Source organism: Bacillus sp. FSL R12-0074, from assembly GCF_038005725.1.
Taxonomy (GTDB): Bacteria; Bacillota; Bacilli; order Bacillales; family Bacillaceae_G; genus Bacillus_A; species Bacillus_A mycoides.
In genome coordinates, this window is the sequence record NZ_JBBOTR010000001.1 from 3,633,057 (window position 1) to 3,656,100 (window position 23,044).

Annotated in this window: 24 protein-coding genes; 8 read left to right on the forward strand and 16 right to left on the reverse strand. The window is 33.4% G+C overall.

Features of this window, described 5'->3' with window-relative positions:
- Positions 1-63 precede the first annotated feature (63 nt).
- Positions 64-753, forward strand: coding sequence for a class I SAM-dependent methyltransferase (locus NSS97_RS18795; protein ID WP_044439841.1), 690 nt, complete (start codon positions 64-66; stop codon positions 751-753).
- Between the two features lie 37 nt (positions 754-790).
- On the opposite strand, the gene NSS97_RS18800 is transcribed toward NSS97_RS18795, so the two are convergent.
- The 6 genes from NSS97_RS18800 to NSS97_RS18825 all read right to left on the reverse strand — a co-directional run bounded on the left by NSS97_RS18800 (position 791) and on the right by NSS97_RS18825 (position 6,539).
- Positions 791-1,609, reverse strand: coding sequence for an alpha/beta hydrolase (locus NSS97_RS18800; protein WP_044439843.1), 819 nt, complete (start codon positions 1,607-1,609; stop codon positions 791-793).
- A gap of 16 nt (positions 1,610-1,625) precedes the next feature.
- The gene (locus tag NSS97_RS18805; RefSeq protein ID WP_002014663.1) at positions 1,626-2,447 is read right to left on the reverse strand and encodes an ABC transporter ATP-binding protein; all 822 of its coding nucleotides are present in this window, start codon (positions 2,445-2,447) and stop codon (positions 1,626-1,628) included.
- Between the two features lie 14 nt (positions 2,448-2,461).
- Positions 2,462-3,484 carry a FecCD family ABC transporter permease gene (locus tag NSS97_RS18810; protein WP_044439847.1) on the reverse strand — a complete coding sequence of 341 codons (1,023 nt, stop codon included), beginning with the start codon at positions 3,482-3,484 and terminating at the stop codon, positions 2,462-2,464.
- On the reverse strand, positions 3,477-4,484 hold the full coding sequence (locus NSS97_RS18815) for a FecCD family ABC transporter permease (RefSeq protein ID WP_002014660.1): 1,008 nt from the start codon (positions 4,482-4,484) through the stop codon (positions 3,477-3,479). The genes NSS97_RS18810 and NSS97_RS18815 overlap by 8 nt, the downstream gene beginning before the upstream one ends.
- A gap of 27 nt (positions 4,485-4,511) precedes the next feature.
- Entirely contained in the window at positions 4,512-5,477 is a 966-nt protein-coding gene (locus NSS97_RS18820; RefSeq protein ID WP_002014659.1) for an iron-hydroxamate ABC transporter substrate-binding protein, read from the reverse strand.
- 303 nt (positions 5,478-5,780) lie between these two features.
- Positions 5,781-6,539 carry an exodeoxyribonuclease III gene (locus NSS97_RS18825; RefSeq protein WP_107886470.1) on the reverse strand — a complete coding sequence of 253 codons (759 nt, stop codon included), beginning with the start codon at positions 6,537-6,539 and terminating at the stop codon, positions 5,781-5,783.
- Between the two features lie 154 nt (positions 6,540-6,693).
- Here NSS97_RS18825 and NSS97_RS18830 point away from each other — a divergent pair, with 154 nt between their 5' ends.
- Genes NSS97_RS18830 through NSS97_RS18840 form a run of 3 tightly spaced genes read left to right on the forward strand, consistent with a single transcriptional unit; the run spans position 6,694 to position 8,709 of the window.
- Entirely contained in the window at positions 6,694-7,266 is a 573-nt protein-coding gene (locus NSS97_RS18830; protein ID WP_078185582.1) for a bifunctional transcriptional activator/DNA repair enzyme AdaA, read from the forward strand.
- A 4-nt stretch (positions 7,267-7,270) separates the two neighbouring features.
- Positions 7,271-7,795 carry a methylated-DNA--[protein]-cysteine S-methyltransferase gene (locus NSS97_RS18835; protein WP_002087987.1) on the forward strand — a complete coding sequence of 175 codons (525 nt, stop codon included), beginning with the start codon at positions 7,271-7,273 and terminating at the stop codon, positions 7,793-7,795.
- Positions 7,796-7,797: 2 nt separating this feature from the next.
- Positions 7,798-8,709, forward strand: coding sequence for a DNA-3-methyladenine glycosylase 2 (locus tag NSS97_RS18840; protein WP_044439851.1), 912 nt, complete (start codon positions 7,798-7,800; stop codon positions 8,707-8,709).
- 34 nt (positions 8,710-8,743) lie between these two features.
- Here NSS97_RS18840 and NSS97_RS18845 read toward each other — a convergent pair whose 3' ends face one another.
- Positions 8,744-9,808 carry a lactonase family protein gene (locus NSS97_RS18845; protein WP_044439853.1) on the reverse strand — a complete coding sequence of 355 codons (1,065 nt, stop codon included), beginning with the start codon at positions 9,806-9,808 and terminating at the stop codon, positions 8,744-8,746.
- Positions 9,809-9,909: 101 nt separating this feature from the next.
- Positions 9,910-11,142, reverse strand: a complete 1,233-nt coding sequence (pepT, locus tag NSS97_RS18850; protein ID WP_044439855.1) for a peptidase T — start codon at positions 11,140-11,142, stop codon at positions 9,910-9,912.
- Positions 11,143-11,324: 182 nt separating this feature from the next.
- Here pepT and NSS97_RS18855 point away from each other — a divergent pair, with 182 nt between their 5' ends.
- Positions 11,325-11,969, forward strand: a complete 645-nt coding sequence (locus tag NSS97_RS18855; RefSeq protein ID WP_002014649.1) for a YczE/YyaS/YitT family protein — start codon at positions 11,325-11,327, stop codon at positions 11,967-11,969.
- Between the two features lie 67 nt (positions 11,970-12,036).
- Here NSS97_RS18855 and NSS97_RS18860 read toward each other — a convergent pair whose 3' ends face one another.
- A complete protein-coding gene (locus NSS97_RS18860) occupies positions 12,037-12,612 on the reverse strand; it encodes a histidine phosphatase family protein (RefSeq protein ID WP_044440104.1) in 576 nt (191 codons plus the stop codon).
- A gap of 224 nt (positions 12,613-12,836) precedes the next feature.
- Entirely contained in the window at positions 12,837-13,226 is a 390-nt protein-coding gene (locus tag NSS97_RS18865; protein WP_002014647.1) for a VOC family protein, read from the reverse strand.
- A 426-nt stretch (positions 13,227-13,652) separates the two neighbouring features.
- Between NSS97_RS18865 and NSS97_RS18870 the strand changes: the two genes are divergently transcribed.
- Entirely contained in the window at positions 13,653-16,373 is a 2,721-nt protein-coding gene (locus NSS97_RS18870; RefSeq protein ID WP_341113782.1) for a putative bifunctional diguanylate cyclase/phosphodiesterase, read from the forward strand.
- Positions 16,374-16,480: 107 nt separating this feature from the next.
- Here the strand turns inward: NSS97_RS18870 and NSS97_RS18875 are convergent, their stop codons facing one another.
- Genes NSS97_RS18875 through NSS97_RS18890 form a run of 4 tightly spaced genes read right to left on the reverse strand, consistent with a single transcriptional unit; the run spans position 16,481 to position 19,829 of the window.
- Positions 16,481-17,545 carry an undecaprenyldiphospho-muramoylpentapeptide beta-N-acetylglucosaminyltransferase gene (locus NSS97_RS18875; protein WP_107886468.1) on the reverse strand — a complete coding sequence of 355 codons (1,065 nt, stop codon included), beginning with the start codon at positions 17,543-17,545 and terminating at the stop codon, positions 16,481-16,483.
- Between the two features lie 48 nt (positions 17,546-17,593).
- A complete protein-coding gene (locus tag NSS97_RS18880) occupies positions 17,594-17,938 on the reverse strand; it encodes a DUF6572 domain-containing protein (RefSeq protein WP_181295461.1) in 345 nt (114 codons plus the stop codon).
- The gene (locus NSS97_RS18885; RefSeq protein WP_002128673.1) at positions 17,938-18,846 is read right to left on the reverse strand and encodes an NAD-dependent epimerase/dehydratase family protein; all 909 of its coding nucleotides are present in this window, start codon (positions 18,844-18,846) and stop codon (positions 17,938-17,940) included. The genes NSS97_RS18880 and NSS97_RS18885 overlap by 1 nt, the downstream gene beginning before the upstream one ends.
- Positions 18,843-19,829: a UDP-N-acetylglucosamine 4,6-dehydratase family protein gene (locus NSS97_RS18890; RefSeq protein WP_341113786.1), complete on the reverse strand. Its 987-nt coding sequence runs from the start codon at positions 19,827-19,829 to the stop codon at positions 18,843-18,845. The genes NSS97_RS18885 and NSS97_RS18890 overlap by 4 nt, the downstream gene beginning before the upstream one ends.
- Before the next feature lie 466 nt (positions 19,830-20,295).
- Between NSS97_RS18890 and NSS97_RS18895 the strand changes: the two genes are divergently transcribed.
- Together NSS97_RS18895 and NSS97_RS18900 are read left to right on the forward strand one after the other, a co-directional pair.
- Positions 20,296-21,474 (forward strand): DUF2515 family protein, encoded by a 1,179-nt coding sequence (locus tag NSS97_RS18895; protein WP_107886466.1) that lies wholly within the window; start codon positions 20,296-20,298, stop codon positions 21,472-21,474.
- Positions 21,449-21,850, forward strand: a complete 402-nt coding sequence (locus NSS97_RS18900) for a CBO0543 family protein (protein WP_131929143.1) — start codon at positions 21,449-21,451, stop codon at positions 21,848-21,850. The genes NSS97_RS18895 and NSS97_RS18900 overlap by 26 nt, the downstream gene beginning before the upstream one ends.
- Before the next feature lie 27 nt (positions 21,851-21,877).
- Here NSS97_RS18900 and NSS97_RS18905 read toward each other — a convergent pair whose 3' ends face one another.
- Both NSS97_RS18905 and NSS97_RS18910 read right to left on the reverse strand, forming a co-directional pair.
- On the reverse strand, positions 21,878-22,300 hold the full coding sequence (locus tag NSS97_RS18905; protein WP_002088014.1) for a YfmQ family protein: 423 nt from the start codon (positions 22,298-22,300) through the stop codon (positions 21,878-21,880).
- A 65-nt stretch (positions 22,301-22,365) separates the two neighbouring features.
- Positions 22,366-23,037, reverse strand: coding sequence for an LrgB family protein (locus tag NSS97_RS18910; RefSeq protein WP_016100781.1), 672 nt, complete (start codon positions 23,035-23,037; stop codon positions 22,366-22,368).
- Between the last annotated feature and the right edge of the window lie 7 nt (positions 23,038-23,044).

The following is a 23,044-nucleotide window of genomic DNA, read 5'->3' on the forward strand; positions in this document are numbered from 1 at the left end:
TTGTTACCCTTCATAATTTCATTCCATAATAAACCTATAATACACATACTTAGGAGGTTAAAAATGAATTGGAATGATACTACCGTAAATTCATATGAACAAAGAATTCCATGTAAAATCCCAGGCTACTACAACCTATATGAAATGATGAATCATTTCTTGTTTACTACACTCCCTAAAGAAAATATGAATCCAAATTTACTAGTTATAGGTGCTGGTGGTGGACAAGAAATTCTCTCAATAGGCAAACAAAATAGCAACTTATCTTTTACAGGTGTTGATCCATCTGAAAGCATGCTACAGCTAGCTAAAAAAAGAATTGAAAGCGAAGGCATACAAAATCAAATTCACTTTGTACATGGAACTGTCCATTCATTATTAACCAATCCATTATTTGACGCTGCTACTTGTATGCTTGTTCTTCATTTCATCCCAACTATTAAGGAGAAAAAAGAGCTTCTTAATGAAATTAGTAGTCGCTTAAAACCTGGTGCTCCATTCTTTCTCTCTACAATAAATGGTGTACCCCATACAAGTATGTTTTCTGCACAATTGAATGCTTGGCGCAACCACATGATGCAAAATCAAATTCCATTAGAAGATTGGAACCGATTTGAAAATTCTTTTGAAACAGAAATATTTCCTATTTCCGAAACAAATCTACTAACTATCATGAAGGAATGTGGCTTTATTCACATCACTCGCTTTTTCAGTAGCTTTTTAATTGATGGATACGTTGCCTTTAAACAATAATGAAAAAAGGTAAGCAATTGCTTACCTTTTCCCTCTTCTATAGGTGACTAATAAACCTTAACCCTTTACTTAAAGAAGTCGGCACAACTGACGCATGATTTTCCCCTTCAGCTTCATAAAACGTAAATCTAAACTGATCGTGTTTTACTTGGAGAAGGCGCTCTGACAATTCGTTTGCCCCTACAACCATATGCTCTCGTTCTAGTGCCCCAACTGTAAGGAACACTCCCGTTTCAAACTTGGCACTATTTAATTCACCTATAAGATTCTCTTCTTTTTCAAGCACAGATTGGTTATTCCACCAAATAGATGGACTACTTATAAAATAATTTTGAAAGGCATTTACGTTTGTAAATAGTATATGTAAAGCAAATAAACCACCTAGCGAATGCCCAAATAACGTTTGTTTTCCTTTATCAATCTCAAAATCATTTTCGATTTGAGGCTTCAGTTCTTCTTCTATAAAAGTAAAGAAGTTATGTGCTCCTCCTGTTTTAGGCCACGGTTTGCCATCCGGTTTTAAAGGCGCATCTTTTGAAATTACGCTAGGCGTAAAATCATAACATCTTTCTTCACCTGAAAATGCCCCTTCAATACGATAACCAATACCTACTATAATGGCTGGTGAAACACCTGTTTTCTCTGCTCTAACTGATTGTATTTTAACCGCTTCATGGAATGTTTGAAAAAAGGCATTGCCATCTAATACGTATATAACAGGATATCCTGACTCTGGTGCTGGCTGCCTCGGCTTTGAAATATGAATTTGATATTCTTTACCTTCTAATTTTGAATACATTTTCCACTGTTCTGTATTAAATGTAATAACCTGCTGTTTTTCAATAGTAGTATTCATCTTATATCCCCCCTTCTTAACTCGTTACATATATTTCTACTTTCTCTTCTTGAGATACAACGCTATCGTAACCGAAACAAACAGGAGACCCATTATACGGATCAATCATGACACGTGCATCAATATGAAATACTTCTTTTAACACTTCATTTGTAATTATTTCTTCTGGGCTACCAGTTGTAACGATTTCCCCTTCCTTCATTGCAATAATTTCATCTGAAAACCTTGCTGCATGGTTAATATCATGTAATACCATAACGACCGTACAATTATGTTCTTTATTTAACTTCTCCACAATTTGTAATACATCTAATTGATGAGACATATCAAGATATGTAGTTGGCTCATCTAATAGCAACACTTCTGTCTCTTGTGCTAAAGCCATCGCTAGCCATACCTTCTGTCGTTGACCACCTGATAAATTTGCAATTTGTCTCGTTCGAAATTCAGAAGTTTTCGTTATTTCTAATGCCCAATCAATCATTTCTTTATCTTTTGAAGTTAACTTATTTACGTTATTTCGATGTGGATAGCGTCCATAAGAAATTAACTCTTCTACTTTAAGCTCTCCTGGTGCAATTGGAGTTTGTGGAAGTAAAGCTAACTGCTTCGCAATTTCTTTCGTTGGAATTGTATTTAAATCCTGTCCTTGCAAATATACTTTACCGCTCTTTTGCTTTAAAATTCTTCCCATTGTTTTTAACAATGTCGATTTCCCGCACCCGTTTGGTCCTATAATTGTCGTTACTTTTCCTTCTTGTATTTCCACATTTAAATCGCGAAACACTGTAAGCTTTTCATAACTCGTTTCTAAATTTTTTGCACTTAAAATACTCACTTTTATTCCTCCTCTTACGCTTTCGCCTTATAAAGTAAATATAAGAAATACGGTACACCGACAATAGAAATAACGATCCCAACAGGTAACTCTACAGGGGTGAAAACTGTTTTTGCAATAAAGTCTGAAGCTATTACAAGGAACATTCCGATTACTCCACACGTAGGAATTATATATTTATGCTGAATACCGACGAGCCTTTTCGCTATATGCGGTGCCATTAATCCAATGAAACCAATACTTCCTGAAACAGCAACACATGCACTCACAAGTCCGATACTACTTAATAGTAAAATGGATTTCTCTCGTTCTACTGCAACACCTAAACTTGTAATACTCGTTTCTTCCAATTGAAATAAATCTAATAAATAAGCTTTCTTTTGTATAAGTGGAATTAAAATGATAAGCCACGGTAACATAGCAACAATATACTTCCAGTTTGCACTATATATGCTTCCAGACACCCAAACTGCAGCCATCTCGAAATCAGTTGACTTCATTTTGAGCGATAAATACATAGAAAACGCTCCAAATCCAGATCCAATTGCAATCCCTGTTAATAAAAGACGTTGCGAGTCTAACTTACCGTTTTTCCAAGAAAACAGATAAATTATTATAGCGGCTCCTAGCCCACCGACTAAACCAAACATCGGCATCATCATAATAGAAATCCAGTCTGTGCTCTTTAATTGCCCTTGAAAGAAGAACATGAAAATTACGATGGCTGTACCTGCTCCGGCATTCACTCCTAAAATACCTGGGTCCGCCAATCCATTTCTCGTAATCCCTTGAATTACAGCACCCGCAACACCGAGGCCTAATCCTACTAATCCAGCAATTATAATGCGCGGAAGGCGAAACTCAAAAATAACTAAATCATGGTCTGGTACTGGATCTATTCTAAAGAGTGTTTTAAATACATCTGTAATCGTAATATCAAACGTACCATTCGTTAAACTAATATAAATAGCACATAATATTAAAAATATACTAATCCCCATTGTCATTCCAAAACGTTGACTTGAACTTTTAAGCATGTCTCTCTCCTCCTCTTGTACGGATTAAATAAAGGAAGAAAGGAATTCCAATTAAGGAAGTAACGACTCCAATTGGTGTTTCAAATGGATAGTTTACAAATCTACTTAAAATGTCACATAATGCTAAGAAAACTCCACCAATAACGCCTGCGCAAGGCAAAATCCACTTATAATCTACCCCAATTATAAAGCGCGTAATGTGTGGAATAATTAAACCTACAAAACCAACTTTCCCCACTAAAGCAACTGCTGTTCCTGTTAAAAAAATAACTGATAAAATTGCCATCGCTTTAACTAGTTTTGTACGCTGACCTAGATTAATAGAAACTTCTTCTCCTAAAGAAAGAATGGTAATAGATTTTGATATTAATAGTGCTAAAATTATACCAATTATCCCAAATGGTATCGTGATTTTAATGATATTAGGGTCCACTTGATCTAACTTTGCATTAAACCAAAAACTAACATTTTGAGAAATTTGGAAATATGAAGCCATCGCAGCCGATACACTACTTAAAAATGTTCCAATAACTGTCCCTATAATTGCTAATCTAACAGGGGATAAGCCATTTTGAAGGAGTGAGCCAAAACCAAACACTATACCGGCTCCTAGTGCAGAGCCAATCATTGAACATAAAACCATACCAATCGATGACATTCCCGGAAGAAAAATCATACAAAGTGTAATAACAAAGGCTGCACCATCCGTCACACCCATAATAGAAGGGGATGCAAGATAGTTTCTTGTCATCCCCTGCATAAGTGCTCCTGATATGGCTAGAAATGCTCCGACTAAAAGAGCTGCAACTACCCTTGGTAAACGTGAAGTAATAATAATATTATGATTTACATCGCTTGAATCAAAATGAAATAAAGCATTCCACACTGTTTCAGCATCAATGTTTTTCGCCCCATATAAAACAGAAAGTATAACTGTAAATAAAATCAATATGGGTGCTATACATAAAATGGTTACTGGTACCGCATTCGTTTTCTGCATATCATTCAACGCACCTTACTTATTGTATTATTTAGATAAATTTTTCACTGCTTCTTTTAAGAATGCTGTTTTACTCCAAGCTGTGCCACCTTGGGCCATTGGATCTACAACGTTTACAAATACTTTCTTTTCTTTCGCAGCATTCATACTTTGCCAAATTGGATTGCTTTCAATTTCTTCTAGCACTTTCGGGTTTTTATTTTCACTTGCCTCATATTGTAAGAAAACATAATCTGGGTTAAGTTCAGCAAGTTTTTCAAATGAAATTTTCTCTTGTGCTTTTACAGTTTTAAGTTGTTCTGGAGCAGTTAGTCCAAGATCTTTATAAATTACAGGATTGAAGTATACTCCTTCTGGATATAGGAATAATTCATTTGCTCTTAGTCTAATTACAAGTACTTTTTTGTCTTTTAACTTATCTCCTAATTTTGCTTTTGCTTTTTCAGCGTCCGCATTGTAATCTTTAATAATTTTTTCTGCTTTATCTTTTTTACCAGTTAATTCTCCCATTAACTTTAAGTTATCTTCCCAATCTGTTGAAACGTGTGATACCGGGAACGTCGGAGCTACTTTCGTAAATTTTTCAGCTGTTTCTGCTGGGAATTTCGTACTAGATGTAATAACATCCGGTTTTAATTGAAGTAATGTTTCAAAATTAGGTTGCATTTTTTCACCCACAGATTTTGCACCCTCTAATTCTTTTTCAAGATACTTTGGTAATTTACCACCTACAGTAATTGCACCGACTGGTTTAATTCCAAGTACTGCTGCATCTTCCATTGACTCTAAACTAGCTGTCGCAATTTTATCTACTTTTGCTGGTACTGTGTATTCTTTACCTAAATATGTAATTTTTCGTTTTTCATCTTTTTTTGTTTCCGTAGCTTTTGTCTGTTGCTTTTGTTCCCCTGAAGTTTTATCCGTACTATTACATGCTGCTAAACCTACACTTAAAACTGTAACCATCCCTAATGTAAATAACTTCTTGTTCATCTTTATATATCTCCTCTCAAAACTTGTAAATAGATTATTTTTATATGAAAACTTAACTACATGAAACTTGTCCCAAACATATATTTCATTAGATTAATAATTTTATCTGGAACTCATTCTCATTCACTTCCCCTAAACAATAATTCTTTTACACTTCATCCATCGATAACCTTTTTTACTGATAATGATTATCGTTACTAAGTATATATTTAATATGCAATTATTTCAAGAATGATTTGAAAAATTTTAACAAACTGAATTAAAAAGAAGTATCCGCCTATTATTAGCGAGATACTTCTTTTTTTAGAAATTTATATGTAATTCAACTGGACAATGGTCTGATCCCATTATTTCACTGTTAATTTTCGCCTCTGTTATTTTGTCTTTCATTCTTTCCGAGACAACAAAATAATCTAAACGCCATCCAATATTTTTTGCTCTCGCTCCCATACGATACGACCACCACGAATATGCTCCTTCCTGATCAGGATAAAGGTAGCGATACGTATCAACAAATCCTTCTTCTAAAGTACGTGTAAACTTCTCCCTCTCCTCATCAGAGAATCCAGGGTTTTTACGGTTACTTTTTGGATTTTTTAAATCTATTTCTTTATGTGCGACGTTTAAATCTCCGCAAAAAACAACTGATTTCTTTTCATTTAATCGTTTAATATAGGCCCTGAAATCATCTTCCCATTTCATTCTGTAATCTAAGCGTTCTAATCCACGTTTGGAGTTTGGTGTATATAACGTTATCATATAAAAATCTTCAAATTCTAAAGTAATGACTCGTCCTTCTTGATCATGTTCCTCAATTCCTAATCCGTATGTAACAGAAAGCGGTTCCTTTTTTGTAAAAATAGCCGTTCCTGAATATCCTTTTTTCACAGCATAATTCCAATATGTATAATATCCATCTAAATTTAAATCAATTTGTCCACTTTGTAATTTAATCTCTTGTAAACAAAATATATCTGCATTGGATTCTTCTAGATATTCAAAAAATCCACCTTTTGCAATAACTGCTCGCAAACCATTTACATTCCATGAAATCAACTTCATCTATGTTCCTCCTCTTGATGTGCATTTTCAATTTTCATGCTAACACAAAATAGATACCCTATCATAGTTTCATCTTTGTAATCTTGCTCTTACATTCGTAAATACGTACATACGTACTTTATTCAGGTTATACTAATGCCAGAGGTGATGTTCTGTGCATAATGAAGAGTTCACAGTAACAAATGAGTATTGGCAAGCAATTATTCATAATGACTCCACATATGATGACAAATTCTTTTACGCTGTAAAATCAACCGGTATTTTTTGCCGACCATCATGTAAATCGAGAATACCGAATAAAAACAATGTACGTATTTTTCTTAAGGCAGAGCAAGCATTACATGAAAATTTTCGTCCGTGTAAACGTTGTAAACCAAACGGGCTAACTTTACCTAATGAAGAATGGGTAGAGCAAATTAAAGAATATATCCAAAAACATTATTGTGACGTGCTAACCCTCGACTTACTCGCAGAAATATGCCATGGTAGCCCTTATCATCTACAACGCACTTTCAAGAAAATTGTAGGGATTAGTCCAATAGAATATATACAGCAATTCAGAATTAAAAAAGCGACAGAATACCTTTCACATACAAATCAACCCATTATGGAAATTAGTACTGATGTCGGGATAGAAAATCCGGAGTATTTCGCGACTTTATTTAAAAAGAAGACAGGATTTACCCCTACTGAATATCGAAAAAAGAACGGAATAAAAGAGGTATGAAATAATGAAACCATATGAAAATAAAACTATATATTGGACATTGCTTATTCATAAACATTGGCGTATGCATATTGCAGCTACTTCAAATGGATTATGCTTCATCGGATCGCAAAATGAAACTTTTGAAGAACTAAATACGTGGGCTAGCAAAAAACTGCCACAACATACATTAATCCAAAATCCAGATTATCTGCAAACATATACAAAAGAACTTATCGAGTATTTGGAAACCAAACTAGAAACCTTTACAATTCCTATCGATGTTTACGGAACTGCATTTCAATTAGCTGTTTGGAATACGGTACGTGAAATTCCTTATGGGGAGACACATTCTTATTCAGAGATTGCGGAAAGAATTCAAAAACCTAACGCTGTACGTGCAGTTGGGACTGCCGTTGGGGCAAATCCTCTGCTTATCACTATTCCTTGTCACCGCGTTATTGGGAAAAATGGTAAACTTACCGGTTTTAGAGGTGGTTTAGCAATGAAAAAAGAATTGCTCAAATTAGAAGCGCTTCGGGAGGAGTAAATATGACAGAGGATTGTAATGGAATATTGTCTTTAGTCGTTCCAAAAGAATTTAGTTTTCAAGAAAACTTACGCTATCTATCGCGTTCTAAAAATGAATGTATGTTTCATATTGAAAACAATAAAATCTATAAAGTCATTCCTGTTCAAAACATAAATCCATTAGTTGAAATTGGTTTGAATGCCGATAGTAATATTCAAATACGTTTTTTAGGAGAATCATATGTCTCTGAAAAATGGGCACACGATGCCGTATCTAACTATGTAAAAGAGTGGTTTGATTTAACTACTGATTTAGCTCCCTTCTATAAATTAGCTAAACACGACCCACTCCTTCAAAAACCCATTAAAGAATTTTACGGTCTTCGTACTTTGGGAATTCCGGATTTATTTGAAGCACTATGCTGGGGGATTCTAGGTCAACAAATCAACCTCACATATGCCTATACTCTAAAAAGAAGATTAGTCGAAAATTTTGGCGATTATGTAGATTGGAACGGTAGAAAACATTGGATATTCCCATCACCTGAAGTAATAGCAAATTTAGATGTAGAAGATCTCGCAACATTAAAAATGACTACAAGAAAGTGCGAATACTTAATTGACGTCGCGCAGCTCATTACAGAAGGTAAATTATCAAAAGAATCTCTATTACAAATACAAGATGTGAAGCAAGCTGAAAAACAATTAACTAGCATTCGCGGTATAGGGCCATGGACAGCTCACTATGTTTTGATGCGTTGTTTACGATTCCCTTCAGCTTTTCCAATTGATGATGTTGGTTTGCATAATGCAATTAAATTTATAACAGGTTCCGAAAAGAAACCGACTAAAAATGAAATAAAAGAATTTGCATCAAATTGGACAAATTGGGAGTCTTACGCGACTTTTTATTTGTGGCGGGTGCTATATTAAAATTTCCTAATAAAAAATAGATAGGGAAACCTATCTATTTTTTCACATGTAAAAACTTCACACATACTGGCTCTGGAACATTTACGTCCGTCTGTACAAGCGTTAGCTCCCCTGTCATTTCATCCCTAGCAAATAAAGTCAAAGTATTAGATCTTTCATTCGCTGCAATTAAAAATTTTCCATCCGGATCTAAAGAAAAATCACGTGGCCAATCCCCTTCTGTCGATACTGTTTCAATAAAAGCGAGCTCTCCATTGTGCTCATTCACTCGGAAAACCGCGATACTATTATGTCCCCTATTTGCTGCGTAAACAAACTTGCCATCAGAAGAAATGTGAATTGCACTTCCGTAACTATCTTTTCTAAAATCTTCAGGTAATGTAGAAATGTATTGTTTTTCTTTAAAACTGCCACTCTTTGCATCATATTGAAGTACAATAATCTCTGAACTTAATTCTGTCATAACATATGCATACTGCGCACTTGGATGAAATATAAGATGCCTTGGACCACTACCATGTTTTACAGATAACCGTGTAACTTCTATTAGTTCTCCATCACTTTCTTTATATGTAATCACCTTGTCTATTCCTAAATCAACTGCTACTACATATTTTTCATCAGGAGTAAAATCTATATAATGAGCATGTGCCTTTTCTTGCCTTTCCTTATTTGGTCCTGACCCTTTATGTTCTACAATTACCGTAGCAGCATTTAAACTTCCATTATCCTTTTTCACTAAATAGGATTCTACTGTTCCTTTATGATAATTAGCTGCTACTACTATACTATTCTCCCGATTCACACTTACATAGCACGGCGATACCCCTTCTAAAACTTGCATGTTAATCGAATTTAGATTACCGGATTTATTATGAATGGAAAAACTAGCAATTCCACCTAACCCATTATCTTTCGCAACAGAATAAAGGTACTCGTTGTTATGACTAATCGTTACATATGTCGGACTTCCTATATGAGCTGCTAATTCAATCCCTTTAAGTTCTCCGATGTTCGTATCAAGTATAAATTTATAAATCCCCTTACTCTCTGCTTTGGTATATGTCCCTATATAACCATGAAACTGATTTTCACTCATAACATTTCCCCCTTTTACAAACGTCTTGTAACAAGTTTCACTTTGTATTTTTTACTATAGAAAAGAACCAAGTAGCACTTCATTACTACTTGGTTCTCTTTTTAAGCTTGTTCTTCAAATCGTCTTGCGATTTCTACAATTACTTGAACAGCTTTTTCCATAGTATCTACCGAAACATACTCAAATTTACCGTGATAGTTTTCACCACCAGTGAAAATATTTGGCGTTGGTAATCCCATATACGATAATTGTGATCCATCTGTTCCACCACGAATTGGATGGATGTTCGGTTCGATATTTAAACTTTTCATCGCTTCATATGCAATATCAACAATTTCTCGCACTGGTTCAATTTTTTCAAGCATGTTATAGTACTGATCATTCATCTCTAAAACAATCGCATCTTCACCGTACTTCTCTTGCATGTTTTTCACAATATCTTTAATGTTATTTTTACGCGCTTCAAAATGATTACGATCAAAATCTCGAATAATATAGTAAGCTTTACTTTGCTCGACATCACCATTTAAAGAGAGTAAATGATAAAACCCTTCATATCCCTCTGTATATTCTGGCGCCTCTTCTACTGGCAACTGTCTATCGAATTCCATAGCGAGTTTACTTGCGTTACGCATTTTGTTTTTCGCTGTTCCAGGATGTGTATTTGTCCCTCTAAAAGTTAATTTGGCGCTTGCAGCGTTAAAACTCTCATATTCTAAACCACCTAATGGACCTCCGTCCATCGTATAAGCAAACGATGCACCAAACGCTTCTACATCAAAATGAGCTGGCCCACGACCAATCTCTTCATCTGGTGTAAATGCTACTCTTATTTTTCCATGCTTAATTTGCGGATTATGTATTAAATAATTCATTGCGACCATGATTTCTGTAAGACCAGCTTTATCATCTGCTCCAAGAAGTGTTGTACCATCAGTTGTAATAATTGTATGTCCTTTATATGATGGTAATTCCGGGAACTGTTCAGGTGTTAACACAACATTTAATTCTTCATTTAACGTAATCGCATTACCATCAAAATTTTCATGAATTTGTGGTTTTACGTTTTCCCCTGTAAAATCTGTTGCTGTGTCTAAATGAGCTAAAAAGCCGATTACAGGAACATCCTTATCTGTATTAGCAGGCAGTGTTGCCATTACATAACCATTTTCATCCATCGTCACTTCTGATAACCCAATCTCTTTCAACTCTTCCACTAATAACTTACCAAACTCAATTTGCCCTGGTGTTGTAGGCACTGTATGACTTTCTTCATTTGATTGTGTATCAATCTTTACATATCTCGTAAATCTTTCAATAAGTTCTTGCTTCAAATTCGTTCACTCCTTTTATAGTTCTCTCTCTATTATAATCCTTATAACGAAATATTTTAACTTTTTTGACTGTGGAAATATATATCCATTTACATTTTTAATAAATCATAAAAAGACATAATATTTGTACATTGAAATTCAAACATGTAATATACATCATTATATATTGGGAGGTTTTAAAGATGAGGCTAACTCTCTTTCGCTATTTTCTTTTTTTCCTAGGATTAATTTTTTTTGGACTTGGAAATGCTCTCGCAGTCAAAGTTAAATTCCTCGGTTTACATCCTTGGGAAGTTTTAAATATGGCTCTCTACCAACGGTTTGGGTGGACAATTGGTACTTGGAGTGTCATATGTGGATTATGTCTCGTTCTTATCTCTTTACTAGTAGATCGAAAATATATAAACGTGGGCACATTTTTAAATGCACTACTTATCGGTCCTATTATGGACTTTTTCTTACAATCAAAAATCCTTCCAAACGCTAGTGATTATTTATGGATAAACTTACTCATTTTATTTTCTGGTATTGCAATTACAGGAATTGGGGGCGGCATGTACGTTGCGGCTGGCATTGGTGCTGGACCCCGCGATGGATTCATGCTTACCATTTCTGACAAAACTGGATTATCTATTAGCCGGGCTCGAATCATTGTAGAATGCTTTGTACTAGTCATTGGATTCATGCTAGGAGGTCCTGTTTTTATCGTAACTTTTCTATACACTTTTATTCAAAGTCCAATATTCCAGCATTCATTTAAGGTATTTCAAAAACTCTTACATACTTTAAATAACAAAAACAAAGAACGTATTAGTGAAAATATTTAAAACTCAACTTAATGCAAAAGAGTGTGTTTTAAAAGTAATTTTTAAAACACACTCCATATACCCCATTTCATTCTTCTCTCCATAATCTCTCTACATTCATTAATTTCTCTTCTTTAAATTCTAGCTTATATATATCCGGTTTGGATGTATTCATTAAAAATTCAAGTCCATATTGATTATCAAAATAGTTCATCATTAGTGTCATTACAAGCCCATGTGTACCAATTACAATTTTATGTCCTTGAAAATTCATTAATATTTCTTTTAACACTCTCACTACTCTTCGCTGACAATCCGCATATGACTCTCCATCCGTCAGTGCATATTCTGGATTAAAAAACATCTCCTTTACAAGTGGGTACACTTCCTTATCCGATATAATTTTATCTTCATTTGAAAACTTACACTCTTTAAGATTTTCATATACTAATATTTCTTTTTCATGAAGATTCGCTGACCCTTCTATCGTTAACATAGCCCTCTTATACGGACTTGAAATGAAAGTATTAATTCCCTCTGTTTCTAATATCTCAGTTACTCTTTGAGCATCTAAAATTCCCTTCTCAGTTAATCCACGTGTTCTTTCATTTCCTTCTAATTTTGGCGATTCACCATGCCTAACCATATAGATATATGTATTCATAATTCCTCCCTTTTCTATATCCCTCTTTAAAGACATGACTATCAACTCATAAGAATATACGTTCTTATTTCATATCTTTCCAGAACAAATTATCAAATGTTAATTTTTAGATAAATTCACAAAAAAGCTTCCCCTTGATTTTATCCCCTTCAAGGAAGCTTATATATATTTTATTTTACACTATCAAAACTCGAAACGTCTTTCTCCTCTAGTTTCGCCACACCTCATTCTTCTATTTTCATCAATACAATTCTCCAACCATCCGGATCTTCTATCGTTATCCCCTTTTCTTTCCAATACGGATTTTCTGGTTCTACTTCACCATACCCCATTGTATGCAGCCTTTTACTCACTTTTTTCATTTCACTATCTTCTCGCATGTAAAATACAAGTAAGTTATCTTTTGTTGGAGCTGGACATGGGCTCCCATCTATATATCTTGTAAATTCTAAATGGTATTCTTCATCTGGTAGTCCAAACATGACGCCATCGTAACCTTCATGACCGTAAAATTCACCTATACGCTTTAAACCTAATCCTTTTTCATAGAATGCTATAACCTCTTCAAACTTATCTGTTGGACGTGCTATTCGAAACTTCACCCAATTTTTCATGCTTTTCCTCCCATACTAAAAACGTAATGAATGACTATATTTTATTGTATATACTTAAAACATTTTTGAAATCCCTCATTAGTATGAAAATAGATACATACAAAGGTGTTACTTACTAGCCTATAACAATCAAAAACTCACCTAGAAAGAAAATCCCATCATTTTATATGCAAATTTGCATCTCCACTTGCAAAGCACTAAAAAACCTTTAAAATATACTGGATGACTAAATATACAATTCCCATCTAAAATCTTGATACACTAAAAATCATTAAATGCAGTGTTTTTTCATTTTCAAGAATTATTGCACTCTTGTTTTTTTCCTTATAAGCATGCTTTTTATAAGGAAATCTGATACAATCCTTAAGTAATATTATTATGTACAGATATTACGAATATAGTACATACTTAAAGAAGGTGATCTTTTTGAAATTAAATAAAAATTTACATCTATGTATATTAATCACAACATTAATATGCTATTCAATCTATTTTATGTTTTTCTTTCTGTTCCCTACTAATTTTTCAAATTTCAATGTACGCTTCGCTTCACTCATCGTTGAAGTCATTACATTTATATCGCTAATTTACTCTATATACTCTAAAAAAGTTAGTTCAAATCCTTTTTGGATATGTATTACAATTGCAATTGGTAGTTTTTTATTAGGAAAAGTAGTATATACGTATCAAGATACCTTTTTCGAACTTCCAATACATCATTTTACTATTTCTGATGTATTTTACATGTTTTTTCTATTCTTCTGCCTTATCGCTTTCTGCTATAAGATCTTAAAAGAATGCACTAAATGGGAAAGAGCTTTCTTTATTTGTGATATGTGTATAGTACTTACTTCCATATTCACATTAGAATGGTATTTATTTAATCAGCCAAATTTAAATATATTCTCACTTTCACTCGGAGATATTTTCCTTTCATTTCTATATCCAATTGCAGATCTATTATTTCTTCTACTAGGTGTTAGTCTCTTTTTCCGCCCAACAATTTTTAAGTCCAAGCGGAAAATTTATATCTTTATTTTTGTATTGATTAGTTCTGCAACTTTTAACTATATTTATTTTTACTTAAATACCCATTTATCAACTGACACTATAACATTTTTACGTCTTTTATATAGAATACCTATATTGCTTATCGCAATAGCTGGGTCTATTTCAGAAGATGATAATAGCCATAAAAATTATTTCATTGTAAACCCTATACTAGGAAAAAAAGTATTAGTCGTATTTCCCTATCTTGCTGTTGCAATACTAATCGGGTTTACATTAAAAGAACAAACATCGTCTTCAACTCTCATTACAGGAAATTGTATCGCTTTTGTTTTCGTACTTATTCGCCATTCTATTGTGCGTATGCAAAACGACACCCTAACAAAACGTTTACAAGTATTTAATGCTCAACTAGAAGAAAAAGTTACTTTAAGAACTTCTGATTTAGTCCATAAATCAGAGGCCCTATCTCAGAAACAACAAAAATTCAAATCATTATATGAATATCATCCTGATCCCATTTTTACGATTGATTTAAATGGAATATTCTTAAATGTAAATAAAGCAGGAAGCATACTACTTGGAGCACCAACGAACGAGTTACTTGGTGAGACATGTTTTTCTATTATTTTAGATGCAGATAAACATAAACTGATATCTGCATTAGAAAAAGTTAAACAACAAGAATCAGCATCCTTACAACTTAGTTCTCAATATAAAGATGGCTTTACTTATTTTTTATACGTTACCATCGTTCCTATTATGATAGATGGACAAATTTCAGGAAGCTATATTATGGTAAAGGATATTACCGCACTAAAAAAACAACAAGAAGAAATAAAATATTTAGCATTCCACGATACTGTAACGAAAATTGGGAACCGATCCTTTTTCCATAGGAAGTTAAGAAAATTTATAAAAAATGCTCAAACAACACAAAGTGAGTTTGCATTATTATATTTAGATTTAGATCGCTTTAAAGTAATTAACGATACACTTGGACATTCGTCAGGTGATTACATATTAGAAGAAGTAGCAAAACGTTTCCAATCATGTCTTCCATCACATACTCATCTGTCAAGAATCGGTGGTGATGAGTTTACAATCTTAATTGAAAACTATACTGACGAAGATTCCTTATTCGAGTTATGTAACCAATTATTTGAAAGCATGGAAAAGCCGTTTGTCATACATGAGCATAAATTAACTTTATCACTGAGTATCGGTATCTCCATTTATCCACATTCCGGAATCGATACCGCTACACTTCTGAAAAACGCTAATGTTGCAATGTATGATGCAAAGGCAAAAGAGCTTAACTCTGTCTCTATTTATGACGATGTAATCGCTAAAAAAATCGAAAGACGATTACGATTAGAAAAAGATTTACCAAACGCAATACAAAATGAAGAATTGTTCCTTTTGTATCAACCTCAAGTTGATAGTGAATCTAATAAAATTATCGGTGCAGAAGCTTTAATCAGGTGGAATCATCCTGAATTAGGTGTTATTTCTCCATACGAGTTTATTCCGATTGCAGAAGAAACACTACAAATTATTCCAATAGGAAAATGGACATTACAGCAGGCTTGTGAGCAAATGAAACGTTGGCACGCACTCGGATATTCGCATTTAAAAATAGGGGTAAATTTATCTGCTAAAGAATTTGAACAAGAAGGCTTTGTAAAATCTATTTCTTCTACTTTAGCAACTACAGGCTTACCAGCAAGTTCCCTTGATCTAGAATTAACAGAACGAATTGCAATGATGGATGAGAGAGAAACATTGATAAAACTGCGTACACTAAAAAGTTTAGGGATTCACATTTCAATCGACGACTTTGGTATAGGCTATTCTTCCCTAGCCTACTTACCTTTATATCCAATCGATACGTTAAAAATCCCAAGAGAATTTATTACAATGTCTGAAACGTGTGAAGATGGGATGGAAATCATTAAAACAATCATCACATTAGCAAATACATTAGGAATGTCTGTCATTGCTGAAGGCGTAGAAACGAAAGAACACGTAAATTTCCTTCAAAAAAATAAATGTCAGTTTATTCAAGGTTACTATTACAGTAAACCTATTTATGCCAATGCATTTACTAAGCTGTTAGAAAACGGTATTCGTCCATAGTAAATCAAAATGCATATAACTCTATACGGAATGTAATCGTTATAGGTAATAATGAATTTGAACAACTATAGTAAAAAGGAAAGAAAATAATTTCTTTCCTTTTTTTATTATTTAACTACTTCATTTATTAAATCTATTAATTGATGAATTCCCTCATCATTTGTTTTCTTATATCCATTCATGTTTTGAATATATCTCTCCTTATTTACATACAACTTATTTACCACATCTGTAAATGTACTGGTGCTTATTCTATCTTGAAGTAATACTTCCGCATATCCTTGCCTAGAAAAATAGTCAGCATTTAAAACTTGATCCCCTCTACTGGAACCATTAGTTAACGGAATAAGCAACATCGGTTTCTTCAAAAATAACAATTCAGAAATAGCAGTAGAACCAGCCCTGGAAACTACAACACTTGCCATATTCAGTATATGTGGCAACTCTTCCCCTATATATTCAAATTGCATATAACCTTCCATTCCGATAGAAGGATCCACCTTCCCTTTACCACACATATGAACAATATTAAAACTTAATATTAATGTATCTAAACTTTTCCTTACCATATCATTTATCCACTTAGCACCTTGACTCCCACCCATTATTAACAATACCGGTTTATCTTGCTGAAATTCACAATACCTTCTTCCTCGTAATACGTTACCTCTCTCAATTTCTTCCCTTACAATTGGTCCTACATAAACCTTTTTCTCATTACTTACATTCTTCCCTGTATGAGGGAATGTTGTGCATAGTTTTGTAGCAAAAGGTAATGCTATTTTATTTGCAAGTCCTAACGTGCTATCTGGTTCACGTATTACGATAGGTACACTATTTAACCATGCCCCTATTACTACAGGAACTGAAACAAATCCTCCTGCCGAAAAAATAACGTCAGGCTTTATTTTCTTAATTAATTTATAACTTTGTAAGCAGCCTTTTATAATTTTAAAAGGATCTTTAAAGTTCTCCCAATCCCAATATCTCCGGAGCTTCCCCGTTGAAATACTATTGTACTTAACATTTTGAACTAATACTTTTTCAATTCCATTTTGAGATCCAATATACTCAACTCCCCATCCTTTTTCCATAAATTTAGGAATCAATACCATATTAATCATTACGTGTCCGGCTGTACCGCCCCCAGTAAAGAGAATCTTTTTATTCATAACTTATATCCACCTTTATCATTAAAAGTCTAGCTTTATAGTAATCTTTCAAATGTACATTAACTTACTATGATTTATATACATCTTTAACTCCAGACCTATGTCTTGCAAAAGATCTTTGATGAGTTCATAAAAATCATTTCCATACTCACTACATTCATACTGAGTAAAGACTTGGATTACAGGCCTAGTTCCTGTATATATTGTTTTGGGTTTTCGATTAACCTTTTCCACATATGCTCGACATGTATTTATCGCCTCATAGATGCGCAAAACATGTTCTTCTTCATCTTTCCAATCCAGCGTATCAACAATCGAAAGCGATAGCATATTTTGATTATTTATAGTCTCATAACAATTCATATATTTCTTACATCCTTTTATATTTTTCATTAAATGCAGATGTCACTACACTTCGCATACTCAAGTACATCTTTTAATGATTGCTGAAATGGGATTTCTGGAACCCAACCTAACTTTTTTATATCCTCTAATACTAAACTTTCATTTGAGCCGCTCTCACTATTCTCTGTTTCTTTTATAGTAAAATTCAACTGTGTTAATCCTTTATATTGTTCCAATACATCTAATAAAGAGCGTTTTACTCCTGATCCAATATTATATTGTTTTCCATTTATACCATCACGTAATAACACATGATACGCTTTAACTGCATCACGTACATCTAGAAAGTCTCTACTATCTTTCAAACTGTTTACTTCAATAATCGCCTTACTTCTACCCGATTCTATATCTATCATTTTTTTTGCGAGAATTGAACAAACACCATTCGATACTCCTGGACCAATTAAATTTGAGGGCTTTGCAATGATAATATTAGAATCCATTAATCCGCCCCAAGCCTCCGCAATAATGACTTGCATAGTTTTACTTAAACTATATGGATTTGAAACTTTTATGTTTTTCATACTATCTGCTTGCAATGCAGATCCTATAACTAATGTTTTACAATGCGAGGCTTCCTGCTTAATGGCTTCTAATAAATATAAAGTCCCTATTACGTTAATCTCTATATATTCCAGAGAAGCTGTCCAAGACTCATTAACTGAGTTTCTTCCTGCTAAATGCAATACATAGTCTGGTTTTATTTGTTTAATTACCTTCATTACTTCACTCTTATTTGTTAAATCACAAGTAATACCATTTTCGATTTTTTCTCTATGTGAACGATTTTGAAACATAGGAATTACATGAAAGCCCTGCTCTAAAAAATATTGGCAAGCATGACGTCCTGTGAAGCCATTTGCACCAGTTATTAAAAGGCTCGCATTTCTTTTCATCGTAAAAACCCTCCTTTTTCTAACATTTGTTTCACCTCATGTTTTGTAAGTAAGTCTTGTTGAGAACTAAAACTCTTCACATCCACAAGCGGATAACTAGCATAATATTCTTGAAGTCCTTCTAAAGGAATAGTCGGTAGTACCACAAAATAATTTTGATCAAAACTAATACTTGTTTTACTCTCTACCTCAGATAAAAGCATTTCACTTAATTTTTCACCAGGTCTTATCCCTACCTCTTTTATCTTCACGTTTTCTTTTTTCGAATCTTCAATCAATATTCTTGCTAAATCCGTTATTTTACATGCTGGCATTTTCATAACAAAGATTTCTCCTCCTCTTCCTTCAGATGCTGCTTTAAATAACAATCCAACAGCATCTTCAATGGTTAAGAAAAATCTAGTCATATTTGCATCGGTAATCCCTACTTTTGAAGATTGCTTAATTTGCTTTTTAAAAAGCGGTACCACACTTCCACTCGTTCCTAAAACATTTCCGCCACGAACACAAATGAATTTTGTTTTCTTCGTTTGCACATTCGCATGAACCATTAATTTTTCACCAATTGCTTTTGTCATCCCATACGTATTTGATGGATCGGCCGCTTTATCAGTTGAAACATATATAACTTTCTCAACTTGATTCTGGATAGATGCTTCAATTACATTTTGCGTACCATGTATATTTGTTTTTATAGCTTCATAAGGATAATATTCACATACTGGAACATGCTTTAAAGCTGCAAGATGAAATACATAATGTACACCTTGGCAAGCATATACTAGTTGCTCTTTATCACGAATATCTCCAATAATAAATTTCAATCTCTCTTCATTTATAAACTGTTGCTGCATTTCAAACTGAACCGTTTCATTCCTTGAAAAAACTCTAATTTCTTTCGGTGATTTTTCTAATAGTTGTTTTATAAGTTCATGTCCCCACGAACCTGTACCACCAGTAATTAAAATTATTTTATTAAGCATTCCTTTTCCTCCTACCATACATTTCAATTCAAATTGTATTTATTAAGGTTATTGAATTATTTTCAATTGATTCAAATCATAATCGTCGTTTGTTACATTTAATTGACAAAATAAAAAAACAGAAACTATTTTTTAATAGTTTCTGTTTTTCATTTCACTTCTTAGCAATTAGATTTTCTTTATACTGTTTGAATGATAACTATATTACTGGTTTAAAAAACACCGCTCATTTATTTCTTATACTCGTAATAAAATAAAGTGAAACTTTAATTAGTGGGGATTTTGTCCATCCCCACTGATTATTAGTTGAATCAATCGGGCTTTTACGAGCAGCCCCACCCTCACCTAACTTCTTTGCTTTAGCCGACTTTTGAGATGGGAGTCTTACTGCTCGTTAATAGCGGGATAAATGGAATGATTCATAACCAATACCACATTTAAACTCATAGAAAAGGGAGGTAATGGAATGTACCAAAGCAATTCAAACAATACGTCTAAAGAATTCTCAAAAGCACTCCCTCTCTCCCTATTCGACGTGAAAAACGAGTTACAACAAAAAAGCGATCTCATCTCTTCTGTTACCATATATAAATTAACGAAAGAAGAGCAACTTATCATCGATAAAATTAAAGCTCAGACAAAAGAACTAAATAAAAATAACGTCACAAGAACACGTGCATACTACCAATTTTACATTCAATATCCAGAAATACATTGGGCACTACTTGGGCATATCGTATCACGTAACGGTGGCTGGAATATGACAGATTTAAAGGGAGATTTATATACGAGGCTTTTATCCGAGAAAGATCAAATTACATTTTTCTCTTTTTTAGAAAGAGGAAATTGGCTCATTTTCCAAGATGTATATCCTCAATTTTTACTATATGAGCAAAGTGTAAAAAAATCAAAAAAGCTATTTCACCTTCTCACTCACTTAAATGTTTCTACATTTATGGAAACAATGTGGAACCATTTTTGGAAAACAGGTAACAAAAAAACATTAGCGATCGCAACTATTGTTAATGAACAAAACTACTTAGAAAAAAGAGTTATTCAAAATGCACACTTTAAAAAGACTGTATTAAATAGTATTGGATTTAAACTCTTTGATTTTTTTCAGTTTAATCATATCCTTTTCCCATTTTACGAAAATGATAAAAAGCAAAAAGTATTACTATTTGGTGATACAATGAAACATTTCACTTCTTTGCATGAACGAATTTCACTTGGAAAACGGTTGTATTCATTGTTATTTCGGGATACACATATTTCATCTCAAATAATAAACTGGGTCCATCACCATCCACATACAGGCTCAAGAAAAGATTACTGGCCTCATTTATTTTCTAGTGTAAATGAATCTTTTTCGCGTGAGTTTTATAAACGCCGAATAAAGAAATGCCAGTTACGTAGTGACGCGTATCGTATATACAGCCCTGCACTCATCTATGCATGGCGGGATATGAAACATGAAGAAGTTGAAAATGAAGATTGGTTTAACGATTGGCAAGTTGTAAATTATTTAGTTGATAAGGAGGAAAATATAAATGGACAAATTACAGAAGACTACTGCAAAACACTCGAAAAAATTGAACTCGCAATTCTCGCAAAGAAAAATGTCCTCCTTCGAGAAGAAGAATGATTTTTTAGCATTATTAGTTACAGTCTTACTTTCTTCTATTATTGGAACTTGCTTAGATGCTTTCTTTGTGCATACACAAATATATTCCTTTCCAGTTAGACCTTTCTCATCTATATTTTCAGTTAACATAGGCTTTACGTTGTTTGTGCTACCAATTTTAACAATCATTTTCATACAAATTTCAAAAACATTATCTGCAGTTTCTAGAACTCTATTTATTATTTTAATAGGGCTTTGTGCTAGTATTTTTGAACAAGTTGCTGAGAGGTTAGGTTTATTTGTACATAACGGGAATTGGCATCATGCTTATTCTTTATTTGGATATATCATTTTCTTTTCTCTTATTTGTAAATTATATACTTGGATGCAAAAATAAAGAGACCGTTATAATAACGGTCTCTCCTTAAGCATAATCTTCAGTTACTGCTACTGAACGACTTTGAAGGCTTTTTGATCGCAAACGATATGCAACTACTTTCTTCTTATATTGCTTTACTACATCAACGTGTTCCTCGTAGCTATATATAGAAAATCTAATCTCTCTTTTTCCTTTCTTCGTCTCCATGACTATCGGTGTACCATTCCCTTGCGGCGGAAAATAATGTTTATCTAAAAATAAAGCCTCATTAAATTCATGAATAACTTGCAGTTTCATTTCTCCTTCTATACTTTCCCCATCTACCGTTACAGTAGTATTTTCCTCATCAAGTTTTTGGTGTAACTCAAATCTACTAATAATTGATTCTACAACAGAAGTTGGCATACTAGAAACTAGTACTTTAAGAGCACCAAAAATAAATAATGTAACTATAAACCATGTTGTCATTTTAATCATCTCCATTACGCTCTAAAATGAGTAGTGTTATACTCCTTATTACGATTCATTAATTTTCAAAATAAAAATTTCACTCCATAAGGTACTAATATACTAATAAGTATCCCTGTTACAATCATCGTTACCGAACCGATAGTTGCCTCTTTCTCTCCTTCTTTCACTAGACGGCTCACACCAATAATATGTGATGCGCAGCCCATCCCCACTCCTTTTCCAATCGTACTTGTTATACGGAAAAACTTAAGTACTGTCGGTCCGATAATAGCACCTGTTATTCCTGCAACAACTACAAAACTAGAAGTCATAGATGGAATGCCACCAATTTGATCCGCTAATGAAATGGCAATAGGCATTGTCGCTAATTGTGGTAAAGTTGTTAATATAAGTTCCTTATCTATATTTAAAATTCCACCAATCACTATATTCATACTCGTTAAAGCCACTATACCTATCACTACGCCGATTAGTATCGCTAAAAAGTTTTTCATAAGTATCTTTCGCTCTTTAAATAGAGGTATGGCTAACGCTACAATTGCAGGACTCAAAAAACCTGAAAGAATGTCTCCCCCATTTTCCTTATACTCATGATGAGAAATACCAAATATCAAAAATAAGCAAATCATAATTGCTGTAACTGTTAATACCGGTAACGTAAATGGAAACGTAAATTTTTTATATAACTTTGTCGCCAATAAATAAATTACTACAGTAATAATAATTAAGACCATTTGAATC